At 69.1% G+C, this 13,327-nt stretch carries 14 protein-coding genes and 1 pseudogene; 6 read left to right on the top strand and 9 right to left on the bottom strand.

The genetic code is table 11. The features are described from left to right. Nucleotides 1-16 precede the first annotated feature (16 nt). The 3 genes from dapF to AB4Z55_RS16515 form a co-directional block, all read right to left on the bottom strand. Entirely contained in the window at nucleotides 17-907 is an 891-nt protein-coding gene (gene dapF, locus AB4Z55_RS16505) for a diaminopimelate epimerase (RefSeq protein WP_369521028.1), read from the bottom strand. 61 nt (nucleotides 908-968) lie between these two features. Beyond that, nucleotides 969-1,904, bottom strand: coding sequence for a tRNA (adenosine(37)-N6)-dimethylallyltransferase MiaA (miaA, locus tag AB4Z55_RS16510; protein ID WP_369520105.1), 936 nt, complete (start codon nucleotides 1,902-1,904; stop codon nucleotides 969-971). Next, the gene (locus AB4Z55_RS16515) at nucleotides 1,901-2,671 is read right to left on the bottom strand and encodes a hypothetical protein (protein WP_369520106.1); all 771 of its coding nucleotides are present in this window, start codon (nucleotides 2,669-2,671) and stop codon (nucleotides 1,901-1,903) included. The genes miaA and AB4Z55_RS16515 overlap by 4 nt, the downstream gene beginning before the upstream one ends. Nucleotides 2,672-2,932: 261 nt before the next feature. Here AB4Z55_RS16515 and AB4Z55_RS16520 point away from each other — a divergent pair, with 261 nt between their 5' ends. Beyond that, nucleotides 2,933-4,336 (top strand): DUF349 domain-containing protein, encoded by a 1,404-nt coding sequence (locus tag AB4Z55_RS16520; protein WP_033203456.1) that lies wholly within the window; start codon nucleotides 2,933-2,935, stop codon nucleotides 4,334-4,336. 78 nt (nucleotides 4,337-4,414) lie between these two features. Here AB4Z55_RS16520 and AB4Z55_RS16525 read toward each other — a convergent pair whose 3' ends face one another. Further along, nucleotides 4,415-4,960: a hypothetical protein gene (locus tag AB4Z55_RS16525; protein WP_110117494.1), complete on the bottom strand. Its 546-nt coding sequence runs from the start codon at nucleotides 4,958-4,960 to the stop codon at nucleotides 4,415-4,417. On the opposite strand from AB4Z55_RS16525, the pseudogene AB4Z55_RS16530 reads away from it, so the two are divergent. Next, nucleotides 4,875-5,060: pseudogene (locus tag AB4Z55_RS16530) on the top strand (hypothetical protein); the annotation flags it as partial. The gene AB4Z55_RS16525 and the pseudogene AB4Z55_RS16530 overlap by 86 nt on opposite strands. A 77-nt stretch (nucleotides 5,061-5,137) precedes the next feature. Here the strand turns inward: AB4Z55_RS16530 and miaB are convergent. Further along, entirely contained in the window at nucleotides 5,138-6,676 is a 1,539-nt protein-coding gene (gene miaB / locus AB4Z55_RS16535) for a tRNA (N6-isopentenyl adenosine(37)-C2)-methylthiotransferase MiaB (RefSeq protein WP_033203552.1), read from the bottom strand. A gap of 134 nt (nucleotides 6,677-6,810) precedes the next feature. On the opposite strand from miaB, the gene AB4Z55_RS16540 reads away from it, so the two are divergent. The 4 genes from AB4Z55_RS16540 to AB4Z55_RS16555 are packed head-to-tail and all read left to right on the top strand — an operon-like array spanning nucleotide 6,811 to nucleotide 10,113. Then, on the top strand, nucleotides 6,811-7,539 hold the full coding sequence (locus AB4Z55_RS16540; protein ID WP_180819281.1) for an amino acid ABC transporter ATP-binding protein: 729 nt from the start codon (nucleotides 6,811-6,813) through the stop codon (nucleotides 7,537-7,539). Between the two features lies 1 nt (nucleotide 7,540). Next, nucleotides 7,541-8,533, top strand: a complete 993-nt coding sequence (locus AB4Z55_RS16545; protein ID WP_248645306.1) for a glutamate ABC transporter substrate-binding protein — start codon at nucleotides 7,541-7,543, stop codon at nucleotides 8,531-8,533. 15 nt (nucleotides 8,534-8,548) lie between these two features. Further along, nucleotides 8,549-9,226 carry an amino acid ABC transporter permease gene (locus AB4Z55_RS16550; protein WP_064571738.1) on the top strand — a complete coding sequence of 226 codons (678 nt, stop codon included), beginning with the start codon at nucleotides 8,549-8,551 and terminating at the stop codon, nucleotides 9,224-9,226. After that, a complete protein-coding gene (locus tag AB4Z55_RS16555; protein WP_248645305.1) occupies nucleotides 9,223-10,113 on the top strand; it encodes an amino acid ABC transporter permease in 891 nt (296 codons plus the stop codon). Before AB4Z55_RS16550 ends, AB4Z55_RS16555 begins: the two co-directional genes overlap by 4 nt. A 15-nt stretch (nucleotides 10,114-10,128) precedes the next feature. On the opposite strand, the gene AB4Z55_RS16560 is transcribed toward AB4Z55_RS16555, so the two are convergent. The 4 genes from AB4Z55_RS16560 to AB4Z55_RS16575 form a co-directional block, all read right to left on the bottom strand. Further along, complete coding sequence (locus tag AB4Z55_RS16560) at nucleotides 10,129-10,677, bottom strand: regulatory protein RecX (RefSeq protein WP_248645304.1); 549 nt, start codon at nucleotides 10,675-10,677, stop codon at nucleotides 10,129-10,131. 8 nt (nucleotides 10,678-10,685) lie between these two features. Beyond that, the gene (recA, locus tag AB4Z55_RS16565) at nucleotides 10,686-11,729 is read right to left on the bottom strand and encodes a recombinase RecA (protein WP_004022863.1); all 1,044 of its coding nucleotides are present in this window, start codon (nucleotides 11,727-11,729) and stop codon (nucleotides 10,686-10,688) included. 198 nt (nucleotides 11,730-11,927) lie between these two features. Beyond that, the gene (locus AB4Z55_RS16570; protein WP_004022862.1) at nucleotides 11,928-12,122 is read right to left on the bottom strand and encodes a DUF3046 domain-containing protein; all 195 of its coding nucleotides are present in this window, start codon (nucleotides 12,120-12,122) and stop codon (nucleotides 11,928-11,930) included. Continuing rightward, nucleotides 12,113-13,321, bottom strand: coding sequence for a glycosyltransferase (locus AB4Z55_RS16575; protein ID WP_369520107.1), 1,209 nt, complete (start codon nucleotides 13,319-13,321; stop codon nucleotides 12,113-12,115). Before AB4Z55_RS16575 ends, AB4Z55_RS16570 begins: the two co-directional genes overlap by 10 nt. Nucleotides 13,322-13,327 lie beyond the last annotated feature (6 nt).

The following is a 13,327-nucleotide window of genomic DNA, read 5'->3' on the forward strand; positions in this document are numbered from 1 at the left end:
CACGCGAATATCGAGCTCAGCGCTGCCAGCCGGGCCGGAGCACCCCGTCGGCGACGAGCATCGACGGCCCGCGCAGGGTCGATCCGTCGGGACGGATCGTCACCGTGACCTCTCCGCCCGGGATACCGATGCGCAGCTCCCCCGCGTCCGTTCCGCGGGCGTCCAGCGCGGCGCGCGCGGCCGCGACCAGGCCGGTCCCACAGCTGCGCGTCTCCCCGACACCCCGCTCGAAGACCCGCATGCGCGCGGTCAGCCCGCCGTCGGGTCCGTCGACAGGAGGCGTGAGGAGCTCGACGTTGGCGCCGTGCGGGAAGTCGTCGGCCTCGATCGTCACCCCGGCCCCGAAGTCGATGGCGGCGAGATCGTCGGCGGTCATGTCCGCGACGACGCATGCCAGGTGGGGATTGCCCACGTCGACCATCGCGCCCGGGTAGATGTCGTCGCCGATGCGGACCACCGACGATCCGTCCAGCCGTGCCACGCCCATCTCCACGGTGACCTCGGCGTGTACCGCGTCGAAGGAGTGGATGGTGACGCCTCGCGCGCCCGCGCGGGAACCGACGGGGAACGTCTCGGTGTCGACCAGGCCCGACGCGCGTACGAAGTGCGCGAACACCCGGACGCCGTTGCCGCACATCTCGGCGACCGAGCCGTCGCCGTTGCGGTAGTCCATGAACCAGTCGTCGGCGGACACCCCGTCGGGCAGCGCGTCGAGGACACCGGCGGCCACCAGGGCACCCGACCGCGCGACGCGCAGCAATCCGTCGGCGCCGATCCCCCGCTGCCGGTCGCACAGCGCGGCGACCATCTCGGCGTCGAGGGACAGCTCGGCCTCCGGGTCGGCGAGGACCACGAAGTCGTTCTGGGTGCCGTGCCCCTTGACGAAAGGCAGGCCGCCGGCTTGCACACCCGGTGGGGCCAGGCCGTCGTTCGCACTGCTCTGCGGGGCGGAAGTCACGGAGAACAGCCTACGGGGCGTCGCCGGCGACGACACGCAGCGCTCGGTCGAGGAGGTCGGGTACGGCGGCGTCGAGCCACACGGCCCGATGATCGCGCCGAAACCACGACCGCTGCCGCCGGACGTACCGCCGGGTCCCGATGAACGTCAGTTCCTCGGCCTGCGCGAGGTCGTATTCGCCGTCGAGGGCGGCGAGCACCTGCTTGTAGCCGATCGCCTGCGAGGCCGTGCGCCCGTCCCGCAGGCCACGGGCACAGAGTTCCTCCACCTCGTCGACGAGACCCTGCTCGAACATCGCACTCGTGCGCCGTCGGATGCGGTCGTCGAGTTCCTCGGTGTCCCGGTCGAGGGCGAGGATGATCGTGCCCCACCGCGGCTCGCCGATCGTCGGCTGTGACGCGGCGAACGGCGCACCGGTCAACTCGACCACCTCCAGCGCTCGCACGATGCGGCGGCCGTCGGTGGCGAGGATGGTCGCCGCCGCGGCCGGGTCGACCGACGCGAGCAACCGGTGCATCGCGCCCACCCCGCGCTCGTCGAGCATGTCCTCGTAGCGCCGCCGGACGTCGGGATCGGTGGCCGGGAACTGCCAGTCGTCGAGGAGTCCCTGGATGTACATCATCGATCCGCCGACGATCACCGGGACCCGGCCCGCGGCGCGCAACCGGTCGACGTCGGCCCGCGCGGCCTGTTGATAACGCGCGACGGTCGCCACCTCGGTCACGTCGAGCACATCGAGCTGGTGGTGCGGGATGCCGCGGCGCTCGCCGGGCGGGAGCTTGGCCGTTCCGACGTCCATGCCCCGGTACTGCTGCATGGCGTCGATGTTCACGATCTCCCCGCCGAGCCGTTCGGCCAGGTCGAGGGCGAGGTCGGATTTGCCGCAGGCAGTCGGCCCGACGACAGCGATCGGGGTGGGAGCCGACGGGAGGGATGCCTCGCTCACCGAACACGTCCGCCGCGGTCGACGGTCCACGTCGCGACCGCATACCCCACCCCGAAGGGCGCGTCGTCGAAGTCGAGTGCGGCCCGGACCGAACGGTCGCCGACGAGGCCGGCCGAAACCTGCCACGCGACCCGGCCGCCGACAACCTCGACATCGCACTGCTGCTGATCGAGTGCCGTCAGCGCCGCGGTATCCGCCGCACCGAGCGCTGCGACGACCGTGTCGTTGAGCGCCACCGCCGACTCCCGACGACCCCCGCCCGGGGCCTTGTCGGTGAGCGCGGTCGACCCGTCCCCCACCACGAGGACACCGACCCGCTCCGTCCCCTCGTCGAGCCGCGCGGACAATCCGGCACCGAGGGCCACGCACTCCGCGGGCGGCGTCGTCGAACCGACACTGCACACCTGCAGGGGTCCGAGCGCCATCCGCTCCGCAAGCCAGCCGGCGATGAGAATCGACAGACTCATCCGACGCGACGCACCGCCGGGGTCCGTATCCCCCGTGATCATCGGGGTCACCGTGTCTGTCGCGACCGCGACGTCGACGCCGAACCGCGCGAAGGTCCCCCGGACCGGCTCGCACGCCGGACCCGCGGTCGGCACGTCGGCGGCGCCGAGAGCCACCCACCGGTCGATGCCGTTGTCGCGCACCGCCGCCACCGCGTCGAGCACCGCCCGACGCACCGGTTCGGTGTCGGAGGCGGCCGGTCCGGCCAGTTCGGGAACGAGCAGAGGAGCACTCGGAACGAAGACGAGGGCCGCAAGCACACCACGACGCTAGTCGAAAACAAAGCGCCCGCTCGCTCCGCTCCCGGCGCCGGGACATTCGGCCCGCTCGCTCCGCTCCCGGCGCCGGGACATCCGGCCCACGACCCACCAACTCGGCACGGACGCCACATCGACGGGCCTGAACTGCTTGAATGGAACGGTACTTCTCGGCGATCGCGGGCATCGGATGCCCGGCGGGAGCCGACTCCAGCGACCGGCAGCCGTGACGCGCGGCACCACTGAGCGGCAGGACACGTGCACATGACCAACCCGACCGAATCGGCACCAGCGACCGGATCGTCCGCCCCGGGCGACGCTTCACCCGACACCCAGCCGGCGCAGGCAGGCCAGAGCTCTCCGACACCCGCGCCCAAACCCGGCCCGCGCCCCAAACCCGGCCCGCGGCCGGGCGTCGCATCGGAGCCGGTCGTCACGCACCTGGTCACGGCCGATCCGCACCGCTTCGGCCGGATCGACGAAGCGGGCGTCGTGTGGCTCAAGACCGAGGACGGCGAACGCGAGATCGCGTCGTGGCAGGCCGGGACGGTCGAAGAGGGACTCGCGCACTTCGGACGCCGGTTCGATGATCTGGCCACCGAGGTCGAGATCCTCGAGGAACGACTCAGCGCCCGGTCGGGCGACCCGCGCAAAGCGCAGGGTGCCGCCAAGCATCTGCTCGACGAACTGCCCAACGCGCATGTGATCGGTGACGTCGCCGCGCTGCAGCGCCGGCTCGAGGCCATCGTCGGCAGCGCCGACGAGGTCGCCGAGACGATCCGCGCCGAGCGCGAGAAGAACCGCGCCGAGGCGGTCGCCCGCAAGGAAGTGTTGGCCACCGAGGCCGAGCAGATCGGCGCCGACGCGACCAACTGGAAGAGCGCGGGCGACCGGTTGCGCGAGATCCTCGACGAGTGGAAGTCCATCAAGGGCGTCGACCGCAAGACCGACGACGCGCTGTGGAAGCGCTACGCGAAGGCGCGCGACGCGTTCAACCGCCGGCGCGGTGCGCACTTCGCCGAACTCGACCGCGAGCGCGCCGGAGCGAAAGAACGCAAAGAGGCGCTGATCGCCCGCGCCGAGGAGCTGTCCGGCTCGACCGACTGGGGCCCGACGTCGGCGAAGTTCCGGGAACTGCTCGGCGAGTGGAAGGCCTCGGGGCGCGCACCGCGTGACACCGACGAGGCGCTGTGGCAGCGGTTCAAGGCCGCCCAGGACGTGTTCTTCGGAGCGCGCAACGCGGCATCGTCGGAACGCGACGCCGAGTTCAGCGCGAACGCGACTGCCAAGATCGCGCTGCTCGACGCCGCCGAGAAGGCCATCGACCCGGCTGCCGACCTCGACGCCGCCCGGCGCGAGTTCCGGTCGTTCCGCGACCAGTGGGACGAACTCGGCAAGGTCCCGCGCGACCAGATGCACAGCCTCGAGGCCCGGGCGCGGGCACTGGAGAAGCGCATCCGCGACGCCGAGGACGCGCAGTGGCAGCGCACCGATCCCGAGGCGCTGGCGCGGGCGGCGCAATTCGCCGATCGCGCAGCGCAACTCGAGGACCAGGCACGCAAGGCCGCCGAACGCGGCAAGGACCGGGACGCCGCGAAACTGCGCGACCAGGCGGCGCAGTGGCGCGAGTGGGCCGACGCCGCCGAGAACGCCGTCACCGACCGCTGAATCCGCTGACCGCCGACCCCGGTCGGGGTTCGGCGGTCAGTTGTCGGCGGTCAGACCTCGCTGGTCAGATCTGAGCGGTCAGGGCTGCTGCGGCTTCTTGTGGTAGAGCGCCGAGGCATATGCCTCCTGCTCGGCGGCCTGGCGGCGGCGTTCGTCCTCGAGGGCGAGCTGGTAAGAGCTACGTGCCCACACCACCCGCGACCAGTGGAACGTCAGCACGAAGACCGCGATCCAGCCGAGTACGAGCCCGACGCCGACGCCCGAGGGCGGCTCGACGCCACCGACTCCCGGGGTGTTGCGCGACCACCACGCCAGCATCCCGGCGACGCATGCGATGGCGCACCCGCACAGCGCGATCCAGGCCAGGAACCAGCGTCGGGTGAGCAGCGCGAGCATCGAGACGACGATGCCGAAGATCGTCACCAGATAGACGAAGATCCTCGAGACGATCGTGACGCGTTCGGCGGCCGCCTCGGGCGTGAAGGTGAGCACCTCGAGGCCGGTCACCGAACCAGTGTGCGGCAACACCATCGACACCATGGCCAGGACGACGGCCACGGCGACGACGACCGCACGGGCTCCCGGATCGATCTCGCCGGCGACCCGGCGTTCGGCCTTGCGCAGGTCACGCTCGTACTGCTCGAACGTCGACTTCTCGGTCACGGACTTCTCGAACGCCGTCTTCTCGGGGTCGGGCTTTCCCGGGTCGGACTTGCCGGGGTCGGACTTGCCGGGGTCGGACTTGCCGGGGTCGGACTTGCCGGGGTCGGACATGGTCATCGCCTCACTTCGTGATGGTGGTCAGCTGCCGCAACCGGTACCGCAACCGGCGTCGGCCTCGATCGGGGCCGGGGCGGGGGCACCGACCCCCGGCAACCCGAGCCCGACGCCGACGGGCGCAGTGGTGGGGGTACGGCTCTGTTCATGCGCATCGCCGGCGCGGGTCCGACGGTGCGCGAGGACGCCGGAGTCGGCGATCAGATGGTGCGGCGCGGCCGCGGTGAGCTGCGCGTGCACGATGTCGCCGGGGCGGATACCCGCCGCCGTGCCGGGTGCGAAGTGCACCAGCCGGCCGTCGCGGGCCCGTCCGGTCATGCGCTGGGTCTTCGCCGACTTGCGACCCTCGTCGGCGACGACGAGCAGTTCCACCTCGGTGCCGACCAGCGCCTCGTTCTCCGCCAGACAGATCCGCTCCTGCAGGGCGATGAGCCGTCGGTAGCGGTCGGCCACCACGTCGGGCGGGACCTGCTCGGCCATCGTCGCCGCGGGGGTGCCGGGGCGGGGCGAGTACTGGAAGGTGAACGCGCTCGAGAACCGGGCCCGTTCGACCACGTCGAGGGTGGCCTGGAAGTCCTCCTCGGTCTCGCCGGGGAAGCCGACGATGATGTCGGTGGTGATCGCCGCATGCGGCATGGCCTCGCGGACCTTGTCGAGGATGCCCAGGAACTTGGTCTGCCGGTAGCTGCGGCGCATGGCGCGCAGGATGCGATCGGACCCGGACTGCAGCGGCATGTGCAGCTGCGGACACACGTTCGGCGTCTGCGCCATCGCCTCGATCACATCGTCGGTGAACTCGGCGGGATGCGGTGAGGTGAATCGGACGCGTTCGAGTCCCTCGATGTCGCCGCAGGCGCGCAACAGTTCGGCGAAGGCACCCCGGTTGCGCGGCTGGTCGGGATCGGCGAAGGACATGCCGTAGGCGTTCACGTTCTGTCCGAGCAGGGTGACCTCGACGACGCCTTGGTCGACGAGAGCCTGCACCTCGGCGAGCACCTCACCCGGCCGTCGATCGACCTCCTTGCCGCGCAGCGACGGCACGATGCAGAACGTGCAGGTGTTGTTGCAGCCCACCGACACCGAGACCCAACCCGAATAGGCGGAGTCGCGCTTGGCCGGGAGGTTCGAGGGGAACCGCTCGAGTGCGTCGAGGATCTCCACCTGGGCGGCGTCGTTGTGGCGGGCGCGATCCAGCAGCGCGGGCAACGAACCGATGTTGTGCGTGCCGAACACGACGTCGACCCACGGGGCCCGCGACAGCACGGTGTCCTTGTCCTTCTGGGCGAGGCAGCCGCCGACGGCGATCTGCATGCCCGGCCGGTCGGACTTGACCGGCGCGAGATGCGACAGGTTGCCGTACAGCTTGTTGTCGGCGTTCTCGCGGATGGCGCAGGTGTTGAAGACGACCAGATCGGCGGCGTCGTCCTCGGCCGCGCGCACGTACCCGGCGTCCTCGAGGAGACCGGCGATCCGCTCGGAATCGTGGACGTTCATCTGGCAGCCGTAGGTACGAACCTGATAGCTGCGCGCGGCGGGTGCTGCCTGCTCAGGCCGATCCGACAACTCGATACTCACTCTTACGAGGGTACGGGGCGCAAGCAAATCGACTCCCACAGGACACCCGGATGCACGTCGGCGGATAGGGTTCCCCAATGACCATTTCGCCGAGCAAGTCCGCGGACCCCGGGTCCAAGCCGATGATCGCGATGCGCGGGGTGCAGAAACACTTCGGGTCGTTGCACGTCCTCAAGGACATCGATCTCGAGGTGCCCGCCGGCCAGGTCGTGGTGGTCCTCGGACCCTCGGGTTCGGGCAAGTCCACCCTGTGCCGCACGATCAATCGCCTCGAGCCGATCGACGGCGGCGAGATCCTCGTCGAGGGTCAGGTCCTGCCGGCCGAGGGCAAGGATCTCGCCCGCCTCCGCGCCGACGTCGGAATGGTCTTCCAGTCCTTCAACCTGTTCTCGCACAAGACGATTCTCGAGAACGTCACCCTCGCACCGATCAAGGTGCGCAAGAAGAGCAAGGACGAGGCCGGTAAGCGCGCCCTCGAACTGCTCGAACGGGTCGGCATCGCCAGCCAGAAGGACAAGTATCCCGCCCAGCTCTCCGGCGGCCAGCAGCAGCGGGTGGCGATCGCCCGCTCGCTGGCGATGGACCCCAAGATCATGCTGTTCGACGAGCCGACCTCGGCGCTCGACCCGGAGATGGTCAACGAGGTGCTCGACGTGATGGTGTCCCTCGCCAAGGACGGCATGACGATGGTGGTCGTGACCCACGAGATGGGCTTCGCGCGCAAGGCAGCCGACCGCATCATCTTCATGGCCGACGGGGCGATCATCGAGGACTCCGACCCGGAGACCTTCTTCAGCAACCCCTCGACCGACCGTGCCCGGGACTTCCTCGGCAAGATCCTGGGGCACTGACATGAGACAGGTACGCACCGCCGGGTTGATCCTGGCAGTCGGCGCCCTGCTGGCCACCGTGCTGTCGGCGTGTGGCAGCACCGAACCCCGCAATCTGCTCGATTCGATCCGCGACGGTTCGGTCGTGTTGGGTGTCAAGTTCGATCAGCCGGGCCTCGGTCTGTACGAGCCGGACGGCAACGTCGAGGGATTCGACGCGTCGGTGTCGCGGTATGTGGTCAACCACATCGCCGACGAGCTCGGTGTCCCCCATCCCGAGGTCACCTGGCGCGAGACACCTTCGGCGCGACGCGAGGCGATGATCGACAACGGCGAGGTCGACCTCATCGCGGCCACGTACTCGATCAACGCGGCGCGCTCGAAGAAGGTGTCGTTCGGCGGCCCGTACCTCGTCACCTATCAGGGTCTGATGGTGCGCGCCGACGACAACACGATCGATGAGCTCGCCGACCTCGACAAGGGCAAGAAGCTCTGCTCGGTGACCGGTTCGACCCCCGCGCAGAACGTCAAGGCACAGCTGCCCGCGGTCCAGTTGCAGGAGTACGACTCCTACTCGGCGTGCGTCGAGGCATTGCGCCGGGACAAGGTCGACGCGGTCACCACCGACGAGGCGATCCTGGCCGGCTACTCCAACTTCTGGGAGGGCGAGTTCAAGCTCGTCGAGATGACCTACCTCAAGGACGCCTGCGTAAAGGACGCCCTGAAGACCGCGGGCAGCCCGTTCTCGACCGAGCGTTACGGCGTCGGGCTCGCCCTGGACGACACCGCCTCGCAGGACGCGGTGAACAAGGCGCTCGACGCCATGCTCGCGCCCGCGGTCGACGGCGAGTCCGCCTGGAACGCCGCACTGCGCGAGGCGCTCGGCAACCCCTACGTGGACGAGATCATCGCCCGTGCCGACCGGCCGGACTCGAAGTTCCCGTACCTGCCCGATCCCGGCGATCTCGACTTCCTCGACTCGCCCTCCACCCCGTGCCCGCCCGGGCTCCAGTGAGCGACGGAGCAACCGATGAATGACGTCTCTCTGTGGGAGAGCATGGGTCCCGAACTGTGGCCGGCCTTCTGGGTGACCATCCAGTTGACCTTCTACTCGGCGATCGGCTCGCTGGTCTGGGGCACGATCCTCGCCGCCATGCGCGTCTCCCCCGTGCCGGTCATGCGCGGATTCGCCGAGGTGTACGTGAACATAGTCCGGAACACACCCCTGACCCTGGTGGTCTTGTTCTGTGCGATCGGCCTGTATCAGAACCTGGGACTCACGTTCGCGCCGACGATCGAGTCGAACAACTTCTGGCTCGCCGTCCTGGCCTTCGTGCTGTACACGTCGACGTTCGTCTGTGAGACGTTGCGGTCGGGCTTCAACACGGTCCCCCTCGGCCAGGCCGAGGCTGCTCGTTCCCTCGGTCTGTCATTCGCGCAGGTCTTCGGGATCATCGTGCTGCCGCAAGCGATCCGGTCGGTGATCGGTCCGCTGGGCAGCGTCCTGATCGCGCTCACCAAGAACACCACGGTCGCCTCGGTGATCGGTGTCGCCGAGGCGGCGGCCCTGATGAAGACCGAGATCGAGACCTACTCCGATCAGCTGTTCGTCATCTTCGGCGTCATCGCAGTCGGGTTCATGATCATCACACTCAGCGAGGGTGCCGTCTTCGGCTACCTCGCCAAGCGACTGGCGGTGAAACGATGAGTGCCGACTCGACCGTTCTCTACGACGCGCCGGGACCACGCGCCCGGGCCCGCAACCGCCTGCTGGCGATCGCCTTCCTCGCGATCCTGGCCGCCATCGCGATCTACGTGATCGCCGTCCTCGCCGCCAACGAACAGTTCACCGCCGAGAAGTGGTCGCCGTTCGTCACGTGGAGCACCTGGACCGGCTACATCCTGCCGGGCCTGTGGCGAACCCTGGCGGCCGCGGCGGTGTCCATCGTGCTGTCGCTGCTGCTCGGGGCCGTCCTGGGCATCGGTCGGCTCTCCGACCACCTGTGGGTGCGGACGCTCTCGGGGGTGTTCGTCGAGGTCTTCCGTGCCATCCCGGTGCTGATCCTGATGGTGTTCACGTGGTTCCTGTTCGCCATCTACGGCATCTTCCCGTCGTCGTTCCTGGCGTTCGCGGCCGTGGTCACCGGTCTGACCCTCTACAACGGGTCGGTCATGGCCGAGATCCTGCGGTCGGGAATCAACTCGCTGCCCAAGGGCCAGACCGAGGCGTCGATGGCACTGGGGCTGCGCAAGAGCCAGATGATGCGCATCGTCCTTCTGCCGCAAGCGATCACCGCGATGATGCCCGCGCTGATCTCGCAGATGGTCGTGGCCTTGAAGGACAGCGCGCTGGGTTACATCATCGGGTACTCCGAGGTGGTGCGCAGCGGCCTGCTCTCGGCATCGCGCTACGGCAACTACATCCCCGCGCTGATCGTCGTCGCCATCATCATGATCCTGATCAACTTCGGGCTCTCGACCTTCGCCACCGCTCTCGAGCGACGGCTTCGGCAAGGGCGCCGGTCGTCCGGGCCGCCCGCGGACCCCGAGGCTACGGAACTCGCGGCGTCGGAGAACATGCCGACCGCTAAGTAGTACGAGGTGAGGCGCTCAGCCGCTACGAAGCGCGCTGAGCGCCTCACCCACGACCTCGAAGGCGAGGGACTGGGAATACCCGCGCCGCACCAGCATCCCGACGAGGCGACGCATCGCCTTGTCACGCTCGGCGCGATCATCGCCGATACGGTCGACGACCGAAGGTGTGAGTTTGCGGGCCACCAGACCGGACGCGATCTCTCGTTCGTCGTCGGGGTCGATATCGGCCAACGCCTCGGATATGACCGACTCGTCGACGCCCTTGGTGCGCAATTCATGCCGTAGCGCCACGCGTCCCTTACCGGAATTGAGGTGCCGGGACCGCACCCACTCCGACGCGAACTCCTCGTCGTCGAGCAGCTTGTGCTGTTCCAGGCGTGCCATCACCTCGTCGACAACCTCGGGCTCGAAACCCTTGCGCGTCAGCCGATCCCGCATCTCTTGCCGAGAACGCGCACGGACCCCGAGCAGCCGCAACGCCGAGTCCCATGCGCTGGGACCCTTGCGGTCGGGATCACTGTCCCGCTGCCTGCGTGTCTGGTCGGGGTCCGATGCCTCGCTCAAGAACTACCTCAGAATTCGACCGGGGCCGGGGCGATGTCGTCGGCGTCGACCGTGGCACCGATGCCCAGCTTCTCCTTGATCTTCTTCTCGATCTCGTCGCGGATGTCGACGTTCTCGAGGAGGAACTTACGGGCGTTCTCCTTGCCCTGACCGAGCTGATCGCCCTCGTAGGTGAACCACGAGCCGGACTTGCGGATGAAGCCCTCCGCCACGCCCATGTCGATCAGCGAACCCTCCTTGCTGATGCCCTGGCCGTAGAGAATGTCGAACTCGGCCTGCTTGAACGGCGGTGCGACCTTGTTCTTCACGACCTTGACGCGCGTCCGGTTACCGACCGCGTCGGTTCCGTCCTTCAGGGTCTCGATCCGACGGACGTCGAGACGCACCGAGGAGTAGAACTTCAACGCCTTACCACCCGTGGTGGTCTCGGGCGAACCGAACATGACGCCGATCTTCTCGCGCAGCTGGTTGATGAAAATCGCGGTGGTCTTCGACTGGCTCAGTGCCGAGGTCATCTTGCGCAGCGCCTGGCTCATCAGACGGGCCTGCAGACCGACATGGCTGTCGCCCATCTCGCCCTCGATCTCGGCCTTGGGGACCAGCGCGGCCACCGAGTCGATGACCAGGATGTCGAGAGCACCCGACCGGATGAGCATGTCCGCGATCTCGAGAGCCTGCTCACCGGTGTCGGGCTGGGACACCAGGAGCGCGTCGGTGTCGACACCGAGCTTGGCGGCGTAGTCGGGATCGAGTGCGTGCTCGGCGTCGATGAACGCGGCGATGCCGCCCTGTGCCTGGGCATTGGCGACCGCGTGCAGGGCGACGGTCGTCTTACCCGACGACTCCGGGCCGTAGATCTCCACGACGCGGCCGCGGGGCAGCCCGCCGATGCCGAGGGCGACGTCGAGCGCGATCGACCCGGTGGGGATGATCTCGATCGGCTGACGGGTCTCCTCGCCGAGCCGCATCACCGAGCCCTTGCCGAAGTTCTTGTCGATCTGCGCGAGGGCGAGGTCGAGAGCCTTCTCGCGGTCTTGGGGCGCAGGTGCCATGGGAGTTCTCCTCGGTTGTGAGCCGGATTTCCGGCGGGCGGTCTGTGCGGTCCGGGCGTTCATGTGATGAAAGGTAGCCGGTGGGTCCGACAACTCTTCAGACGCAGACGCGGCCCGTGTGGTTCCGTCTGATTTCACCTCTGGGCACCAGGATGGACGAACACCTGTTCGATGGCAAGTGCGACACGCGGTCGCGTGTCACCAGCGGTGGCGCGGCACGTCGAAGTCGCGACAGATCGCGACCCAGACGTCGCGCGGGTCGACCCCGTCGTCGATCGCCTGTGCGCCGGTACGGCCGCCGACATCGATCAGGATGTGATCGGACAGGATCGAATCCGCCGAGGGCACACCGAATTCGGCGGTCATCAGCTCGGTGAACTCGGTCAGACGCACGGGTCCAGCCTAGGGGACGACGCCAGGACCCGATGCGCCACCGCCACCGGGTCGACGACGTCGGCCACCGACTCCCCGATCGCACCCGCGGCTCGGGCGTGCGCCGGATCGTCGAGCACCGCGCGCACGGCCTCGGCGACGGAGACCGGGGTGACCGGGCGGACGACGCGGCCTGCGCCGGCACGCCGGATGCGCGTGGCGAGCTCCCACTGGTCTCCCCCACCGGGCACCGCGACCACCGGCACCGATGCCATCATCGCCTTGGCGAGGATGCCGTGCCCGGAACCGCAGATCAGCAGATCAGCGTGGCTGAGCACCTCGTCCTGCCGGCCCGCTCCGACGGTGATCAGTCGGCCGTCGAATCTCGCGAGGTCGGCGTCGGCCGGGTACCGCAGCCCGGAGACCACCACTCGAACCGTCCTGCCCAGCGAGGCGGGCGACAGCGCGTGGAGGGCCGCGCCGAGCATGTCGGCGGCACCGGTCTCGGCCGTCGACGGTGCGACGACGACGAGCGGATCGTCCCCGGCCGGCACGGCGAAGAGTTCGTCGGTCGGCTCCCACACCAGGGGCCCGACGAGATGCGCGGCCGCCGGCCAGTCCGGTCGCGGGACCTCGAGCCCGGGCAGGGTGGCGATCAGGCGCGCTGATGGCTCCGCGTCGGCTGCGCCCAGACCGATCGAGCGTCGGGCGACCTCACGCTGCCGCACGCCCTGCCGGATCGACGACGCGGTGGCCGCCCGCATCAGGGTGTCGCGCAGCCGTCCGCCGATGCCGCGGCCCGGCTCGAGTCCGGAACCGATCGGCGGCAGTCCCCGGGACGGCCGGTACAGCGGATGCGGGGACAGCTCGATCCACGGCAGGCCACACAGCTGGGCAGCCCAGCCACCGCCCACCGTGATGACATCGGAGACGACGAGTTCGGTACCGGCCGACTGCATCGGCCCGACGAGTTGCCGGGCCATCCGGGCGGCGCGTGCGCTCAGCTTGGCCCCTGCGTCGGTGTCGTCGTCGGAGTCCTCGGCACGCAATCCGGGCAGTTCGGCGATCTCGATCCCCCGGCGACGCGCGGCGTCCGACCACCCCAGGGAGGTGAACACGATCGGATCGTCACCGGCCGCTCGAAATCGTTGGGCGAGCGCGAAGGCCGGGAAAGCGTGCCCGGCGTCGGAACCCGCGACGATCGCGACGCGGACGGGCACGTCGCG

The sequence above is a fragment of the Gordonia sp. ABKF26 genome, from assembly GCF_041103195.1.
Lineage (GTDB): Bacteria > Actinomycetota > Actinomycetes > Mycobacteriales > Mycobacteriaceae > Gordonia > Gordonia terrae.